The sequence below is a fragment of the Acinetobacter sp. SA01 genome, from assembly GCF_011319235.1.
Lineage (GTDB): Bacteria > Pseudomonadota > Gammaproteobacteria > Pseudomonadales > Moraxellaceae > Acinetobacter.
Window position 1 is genome coordinate 1 of record NZ_WXXM01000047.1, and the last position, 1058, is coordinate 1058.

The 1058-nt window shown below is 39.8% G+C and carries 1 protein-coding gene; it reads right to left on the bottom strand.

Going from position 1 to position 1058, the window contains the following annotated elements; genetic code table 11:
* On the bottom strand, positions 1–960 hold a 960-nt coding region (locus GTU69_RS16920), incomplete at its 3' end, for an IS4 family transposase (protein ID WP_166172220.1).
* Positions 961–1058: the final 98 nt, after the last annotated feature.

Genomic DNA, 1058 nt, shown 5'->3' on the forward strand with positions numbered 1-1058 from the left:
CGTTTGTATCGCATTGCGGCTTCGACCTAGAAATGACTTCAGTTTTAAATTCTGCTTGATGGCTTTAAAGAATAACTCAATCTTCCAGCGGTCTTTATAAATTGCAGCAATGGTGGATGCTGCCAGATGAAAGTTGTTGCTCAGAAATTCGAATGTTCTTTTCTTATCTGTATCATAAAACTCTATACGTCTTAATAATTTAGGTGCACCTCTTTTCTTGGCATGCGCACTGCTCAATTCAATACATTCATCCGCAATAATCCCTTTAGTCGCTAATACGCTGCGGCTTGATTTAACTTGATAAACTGTCTTTGGGCGTAGCCGAGTTACGAAGCTGACTTTCTGAAGTGTCAACTGAGCAAACCATTGATAATCAAAATATCCTTTATCAAAGACGAGAATGCTGCCAGCAGGAAATTTAAATGCTCTGCCTTGCACCATATCATTTTCAATACCATCCCCAAGCGCTACAAATTCAGGAATGGTATTGCTGTGATTTAAGCCAACACTGAGTTTAATACTGGCTTTGGATTCATGCACTTTTGCCCATTCGCACAATGACAGTGAAAGATCAATATGACTGGCATCTAGTGAATACAGCGGATTCTTGAATCTAAATTTATGTGCAGTTTTAGAGTTTTCACAGTGCTGAAGCATCTGTGTGAACAATTGCTGATACAGGCTGGCGGGCTGTTCTTCGTTGAGTCTTGCTAAGGTGCTTCGCGCAATTCTTTTCGCGCCAAGATGATAGAGCTTTTCCTGCTGGGATTCGAGATTGGATTGAATGTCTCTTAAGCTTTGCCGACAAGAAAGTTGGGACATCAATATGGCAACAAACTGATCCCAGCGGGTGGCTGATCTTAATTTTTGCCCAGAGTGGTGCAGTTTAGCCAGACGTTCAAAATCTTGTCTTAAAATGGGTTTGAGTAATTGATGAAATACGGTATTCTGATGTGACAAAACCTGAGTCCTTTATAGTTAAAGTGTTTGTTTGCACTCATATTTTAACTATTTAGACTCAGGTTTTTTTATTTAAAGCAAACTATGGGACAGTAGTG